Origin of the sequence: Cytobacillus massiliigabonensis, from assembly GCF_900199725.1 — a bacterium.
Lineage (GTDB): Bacteria > Bacillota > Bacilli > Bacillales > Cytobacillaceae > Cytobacillus > Cytobacillus massiliigabonensis.
Genome location: NZ_LT904904.1, coordinates 1,186,210 through 1,193,193 on the forward strand (window position 1 = coordinate 1,186,210; position 6,984 = coordinate 1,193,193).

The following is a 6,984-nucleotide window of genomic DNA, read 5'->3' on the forward strand; positions in this document are numbered from 1 at the left end:
CCATTAGATGGATGTTTTTTGTGCAGATGGCCAGACAATTGTAAGGTTATCCCCTGGCTCCAGTTTGCTATGAAAGGTTGCCTGTTCGCCGTTTTTTAATAAGACAAAGTTTCCGTTAGCCTGTGCGGGCATTTCGATCTCAACATGACCAAATAAATCCTGAAATAAGAAAGGTTCTAGCTTTCGATGCTCAATTACAATATGGTCTCCATCCTGGATAGGATCATTTTCTGCCAGAATCGTATTATTTCTTCTAATAATTGAAATCGGCTTGTGAAGATGGATGTTTTCCCCATTAAATGAGATGGGAATCGTATGTGATAGCATTATTTGTTTCACTTCAGCTATTTCCTTAGCTGTTGGCATTGTTTTTTTCTCTATGGTGATATGGTCTTTATGCTCAAAATTGTTATGTAACTTAACCTCTATTCCATTTCGATAAACCTTGCCTGAAAATGCCGGGATAAACGTTTCTTTTCCATTAATATTTACTCTGAAAGGGCGGGACTGTATGATATGTTCATCCAAATTTAGTGTGATAAGCATATCTTCAATTGTCTCGGGCATGCAGCATTCAATTACATCCCGGTCTTCAACAGGTTTTTCAGCTGAAACAGCCTTTCCGTTACATGTAATTGCTGCCTCTATTGAATACTCTTTTTCATTTATTTTTACTTCTCTTTTTGGAATTTCATCGATTAAATCTTTTATTTGTAATTCTGCCCTTTGACCATCCTTTCCTTTTTCAATTTGGAGCTGGTCTCCGTTTTCGATTTCGCTGTCTAATGAACTTATTTGTCCATTACGCAGTATGACCGGTGGATCGCCATGGCCGCCAGGAATGGTAATATTTTGCCCGTTTAATGAAACAATAAGTGCTAAGCCTGGCTTTCCATAAAGCTTATTCATCTTAATTCCTGCAGCAAGCAGACAATCGCCAACAGTCAGCTTTTTAACCTCAAATAATCGGACAGGCTGTTCATTCACATATACCGTCTTATATTGAACAGGGGAGTGATGCGCAGCAATGGCAATTCCGATTGGTGTAACAAGCTCTGGCCCTTGTGCAATCTGATCAGCGATTGTTAATGAACGAATGGCATCGATTCCCCTAATTGCAACCCTGTTTTCGGGTAGATTCAGTTTTTCAGCAACCCTTTTTGGCAGTTCTGGCGTGAGGCTGCCGCCGCCGACAAGCATAACTGCTTTAGGAGGCTTATTATTATTCAGGCTCAATATTTCATTACATATAGATGAGGCAAGCCGATCAAGGACAGGGGAAATCTGTGACACGAGGTCTTCTTTTCTCACTTCAGTTTCAAATCCTAGTATATCTGTAACTGTTATTGTATCATTCTTATATAATTCTCTTTTTGCTTCTTCTGCAAATGGGAAATCTAAGAGTAATTGGTCGCTAATTGCTTCAGTTATTTCGTCACCAGCAACAGGAACCATTCCGTAAGCGATGACAGTTCCTAAATCTGTTATGGCAATATCCGATGTCCCTGCACCAATATCAACTAACGCAACATTCAGCCGGCGCATAGAGGGCGGAATTAATACATGAATAGCTGCAATTGGCTCAAGTGTCAATGCTTCCATTTCAAGGCCTGCTCTGTGAAGGGCTGATAGCAGTGATTCAACAACAACCTTTGGCAAGAATGTAGCAATAATTTCAACTGAAGCTTCTTTTCCTTGCTGATCGATTAAATTGCCGATTTCTTCTCCATCGAGCCGGTAATATAGAACAGAATAGCCAACACAATAATAATAAAAGCTTTGTTCAGCTTCATTTTTTTCAGCAACAACAGACTGGGCTTGTTGAACTGCAGTAAGCTCCAGATGGAGTATATCTTGATTTTTAATAAGCGGTTTGCCATTTATATCAATTGTTACTTTTGAACGTTCTGTTTTTAACGCACGGCCAGCAGCAGCTACACAAACTTTTTTCAGCGGACCATGTTTCTCCTCGAGCTGTTTTTTTATCTCAGAAATAATTTTTGATACGGATAAGACATCATGTATTTGTCCATCAAGCATGGCTCGTTCTGTATGTTCTTTAACTAGACTGTCTACAACATGGTAGTGCCCTTCATGTTCTTCAAGGATAATGCCGATTACAGAACGTGTGCCAATATCTAGGGCAAATAGCTTTTTATGTTTTTGCAAAGGAAACACCTTCTTCATAGTTCATTGTCCACTTTATTACTTAAAAGCGTTTAATTGATAAAGAAATTATTAGTGACATACTCAGATAATTCATATATAATAACTCTAATTATTTAAAATGTAACACATAATATCGGGTCGATAAAGAAGAAAAAGCGCAGGGAGCCTTGCTCATCGCCGTACAAACGCAGAAGGGCCGGTTCTTTCGATAAAGGAAACACGGTGAGCGATAGCGAACCGATGCTGACGAAATCGTTGCGTAGGGGACCTGAAGTTTGATAGGCGATAGGCTCTAGCGCTAGACAAGTATCAATGTAACACTCTTCTTCTGACTCAACATTTAAAAATGGAAAGGAAGGGATTGTAATGAGTAAGGAACTTGATCAACTACGTAATCGTGTGGATGAACTAAACCTACAGCTTTTATCATTAATTAATGAAAGAGCTAAGCTTGTTCAGGAAATTGGAAAAGCGAAGGAAACACAGGGGGTTTATCGTTATGATCCTGTCCGTGAGAGAAAAATGCTTGATCAGATTAAAGAACATAATGATGGGCCATTTGAAAACTCAACCATTGAGCATGTTTTTAAGGAAATTTTCAAAGCAGGATTAGAGCTGCAAGAGGATGATCACCGCAAAGCACTATTAGTTTCTAGAAAAAAGAAACCTGAAAACACGATTGTTGAACTCAAAGGAGAAAGAATAGGTGATGGGAAACCGCATTTAGTTTTTGGTCCATGTGCGGTGGAATCCTATGAACAAGTAGCGACTGTTGCTGATGCTGTAAGAGCAAAGGGGCTTAAGCTTCTGCGTGGAGGAGCCTTTAAACCTAGAACATCTCCTTATGATTTCCAAGGTCTTGGCTTAGAAGGCTTAAAAATTTTAAAAAGAATTGGCGATGAGTTTGACCTAGCTGTTATTAGTGAGATTGTTAGCCCTGCTGACATTGAAGTAGCAGTAGACTATCTAGACGTCATTCAAATAGGCGCAAGAAACATGCAAAACTTTGAACTGTTGAAGGCAGCCGGAGCAGTAAATAAGCCAATCCTATTAAAGCGGGGGATTTCGGCTACAATTGAAGAGTTTATAAATGCTGCTGAGTATATCATGGCTCAAGGCAATGGACAAATTATTCTTTGTGAACGTGGTATTCGGACGTATGAACGTGCTACAAGAAATACACTAGATATTTCAGCAGTCCCAATTTTGAAGAAAGAAACCCACTTACCGGTATTAGTTGATGTTACGCATTCAACTGGGAGACGAGATTTGCTTCTCCCTACAGCTAAGGCAGCTTTAGCTATTGGTGCCGATGGAGTAATGGCTGAGGTTCATCCTGATCCAGCAGTAGCGTTATCAGATAATGCACAGCAAATGGATTTAAAGCAATTTGATGAATTTATGAATGAACTTCGATCATTTGCCTTTGCCAGAGTTTAATAGTGAAAGCCTTCTGCATCGTGTAGAAGGCTTTTTATTGTCTAGCTGCGGCTTCTAGCCCCTCTTGGGTCTAAGTCGGGGCTGATCAGTCGCCTCCGCTTTTCGATTGTGTATTTTTTATAAAAAAACAAGTCTTTACATTGCGGCTTGTCAATTACTGTCGTATGATTGAATACATAATTATACATATATTTTTAATCAGATTCCAAGAGAATGAGTAGGTTGCTGCTGCTTGCAGTAAACTATGATAAACCATATGGATCGTTATTAGAATAAGGAGTGAAAATTAATGAATGTAACAATATATGATGTGGCAAGAGAAGCCAATGTATCAATGGCAACTGTTTCAAGGGTTGTTAATGGGAATCCGAACGTGAAGCCAGCTACCCGAAAGAAAGTATTGGAGGTAATTGAAAAATTAGGTTATCGTCCAAATGCTGTTGCTCGCGGTCTTGCCAGTAAAAAAACAACAACTGTTGGTGTGATTATTCCGGATATTTCAAGTACATTTTTTGCGGAGCTTGCCAGAGGAATTGAAGATATCGCGACAATGTACAAATATAATATTATCCTTAGCAATTCAGATCAAAACTTGGATAAGGAACTGCATTTATTAAATACAATGCTTGGAAAACAAGTGGATGGAATTGTTTTTATGGGAGGAAATGTTACTTCTGAACTTGTTGAAGAATTTGAAAAATCTCCTGTACCAATTGTACTGGCTGGTTCTATTGAAAAAAGTGAAAAAATCCCATCGGTAAATATTGACTATGAACAAGCTGCATATGATGCGATTCATTCTTTTATCGAAAAGGGACATAAGGAGATTGCGATCGCTATTGGTCCTTTAGCAGAGCCAATTAACCGTGATAAAAAATTGGCAGGATACAAACGGGCACTTACAGAAGCAGGAATCGAATACAAGGATGACTTCGTAGTAGAAGGGGATTATACATATGATTCCGGAATAGAAATATTTGAAAAGCTTCTTGAACAAAGTACGAAACCAACTGCGATTTTCTCAGGATCGGATGAAATGGCATTAGGGGTTGTTCATGGTGCAGAGGATAGAGGCTTCAAAATTCCTGAGGATTTTGAGGTGATTAGTTCGGATAATACTCGTTTATCATTAATGGTAAGACCGCAGCTTACAACTGTTGTACAGCCTTTATATGATATTGGTGCAGTTGCAATGAGACTCCTTACAAAATTAATGAATAAAGAAGAAATCTCCGATCATATAATTGTTCTTCCTCACAGAATTGAACAGCGAAACTCAACTAAATAAAAGAAAAAACAGAAAGATATATTATTTTTAAACGATCAGGAGAGGGAATATGAAAAGGTTTGACGCGTTAACACCCATTGGATTAATCGTTGGTTTGGGAATGCTTATTTTCGGGGTTATTACAAACGGAGGGATTGATGGATTTCTTTCATTTGTTGACCCTGCATCTATGCTTATTGTAGTAGGCGGTCTGCTCGCTGGACTGCTTGTAAGCTTTCCGCTAAAGGATATGAAGCATATGTTCACTGTTATTAAGCACGGTTTTTCACATAATGAGCAAAACTTAAGCGGATTAATTAAGACATTTGTGTATCTATCTGACCGTGCACGGCGAGAGGGGTTGCTATCTTTAGAAACCCAATTGGAAGAGGTTGATGATCCATTCATACGCAAGGGAATTTTACTTGCAGTTGATGGAATAGAGCCAGATGTAATTAATGATATTATGAATGCAGAAATAGTAGCGATGGAAGAAAGACATAGAAAGGGCAGAAGCATTCTTGAAAAGGCAGGGGAATATGCACCTGCGTGGGGGATGATCGGAACTCTGATCGGCTTAGTCCTGATGTTAAAAAGCCTGAATGATCCATCCTCTTTAGGACCTAATATGGCAATTGCTTTATTAACTACCTTATATGGAACACTGTTAGCCAATTTATTTTTCCTTCCGTTAGCTTCCAAGCTAGCTTTAAAGACAGAACAAGAGGTGTTTTTTAAGCAAATTATTATTGAGGGTGTTATTGGCGTGCAATCTGGCCAGAATCCTAAACTGTTGGAGGAGAAATTAAGTGCCTTTCTATCCTCTAAAGAGAGAAAAGAAGCAATTCAAGCTATGAATTCAGGGGAGGCTCTGAAAGATGAAGCTTAAGAGAAGACCAGCCGAGCAAGCAAAAGGCGCACCGGGCTGGATGGTTACATTCTCTGATTTGGTTACACTCATATTAGTTTTTTTTATTTTGTTATTTTCAATGTCTCAAATTGATATGATTAAGTTTAAAGCAATTACTGAATCATTTCAGGAGCACTTTTTTGACTTTTATCCTTCGATGATCCCGTTAGAAAACCCAGCTGCCGTAGAAACGGAATTGCCTGAGGAAAAAAATGAGAAAGACATGTCTGAGGAATCCTTGCAGAGTTTATTAACTGAAGTACAAAACTATCTGGACAAGAATGGATTAGAAGATGTAATTATTGCTAACCGGACAGAACGTGGAGTCGTTCTTGTACTGCAAGAACAGGTTCTATTTGATCCCGGACAAGCGACTCTTCTTGGGGATTCACATGCCTTTTTAAATAAAGTTGGCGAGCTTTTGGTGAAACTGCCTAATTTAGTTAAGGTAGAAGGTCATACAGATGATATCCCGATGAGTTCTTTTAGATATCCATCCAATTGGGAGCTCTCGGCTGCGCGTGCCAGCAGTGTAATAAATTATCTGATAGCCAATCATCAGCTTGATAGCCGCAGATTTATTGCGGTTGGCTATGCGGACACAAGACCAGTTATTTCTAATGATAGTCCGGAAAATCGTCAGAAAAACCGGCGGGTAGAAATTATTATTTCGGATCCAAAATATAGTGAAGATGATCTAGCTTCAAATTAAAAAGGACCAAAAATGAACTGCACCCCAATTGTTAGACACAACTAACAATTGGAGGTGCAGTTTTTTTATGGCCAAATATTCATTTGAGTTAAAACTTGAGGCGGTATTAGACTATTTAAATGGAAAAGAGTCTATTCGAGCAGTTGCTAGGCGTTTCAATGTAAGTAAAACCCCCTTAGAAACTTGGATAGCTCAATATAGAGAAAATGGTGAAAATGGATTAATTTCATCCTATACAAACTATGATATTCATTTTAAAATGGACGTACTAAATTATATGAGCGAACTTGGAGCGTCTTTTAAACAAGCAGCGGCTGTGTATAACATTTCTTCTCCTTCTACAATTCTTCAATGGCAAAGGCAGGTTGAAGAATCAGGTGTGGACGCTCTATTTCCAAAGAAAAAGGGGCGTCCATCCATGAAAAAGGAAACAAAAAAATCATTACCTGTAGAGGGTTCAATGGAGGCATTACAAGCTGAAAATGA

At 38.8% G+C, this 6,984-nt stretch carries 6 protein-coding genes; 5 read left to right on the plus strand and 1 reads right to left on the minus strand.

Going from position 1 to position 6,984, the window contains the following annotated elements; genetic code table 11:
- Positions 1-3: 3 nt before the first annotated feature.
- A complete protein-coding gene (gene pilM, locus C1726_RS17005) occupies positions 4-2,169 on the minus strand; it encodes a cell division protein FtsA (protein WP_102275841.1) in 2,166 nt (721 codons plus the stop codon).
- A gap of 366 nt (positions 2,170-2,535) precedes the next feature.
- On the opposite strand from pilM, the gene C1726_RS17010 reads away from it, so the two are divergent.
- The 5 genes from C1726_RS17010 to C1726_RS26255 form a co-directional block, all read left to right on the plus strand.
- A complete protein-coding gene (locus C1726_RS17010) occupies positions 2,536-3,609 on the plus strand; it encodes a bifunctional 3-deoxy-7-phosphoheptulonate synthase/chorismate mutase (protein ID WP_102274236.1) in 1,074 nt (357 codons plus the stop codon).
- A 289-nt stretch (positions 3,610-3,898) separates the two neighbouring features.
- Positions 3,899-4,897: a catabolite control protein A gene (ccpA, locus tag C1726_RS17015; protein WP_102274237.1), complete on the plus strand. Its 999-nt coding sequence runs from the start codon at positions 3,899-3,901 to the stop codon at positions 4,895-4,897.
- Positions 4,898-4,946: 49 nt separating this feature from the next.
- Entirely contained in the window at positions 4,947-5,765 is an 819-nt protein-coding gene (gene motP / locus C1726_RS17020; RefSeq protein ID WP_102274238.1) for a flagellar motor protein MotP, read from the plus strand.
- Positions 5,755-6,498, plus strand: coding sequence for a flagellar motor protein MotS (gene motS, locus C1726_RS17025; RefSeq protein WP_102274239.1), 744 nt, complete (start codon positions 5,755-5,757; stop codon positions 6,496-6,498). Before motP ends, motS begins: the two co-directional genes overlap by 11 nt.
- A gap of 67 nt (positions 6,499-6,565) precedes the next feature.
- The coding region (locus tag C1726_RS26255; protein ID WP_180968133.1) for a helix-turn-helix domain-containing protein at positions 6,566-6,984 on the plus strand (419 nt) is incomplete at its 3' end.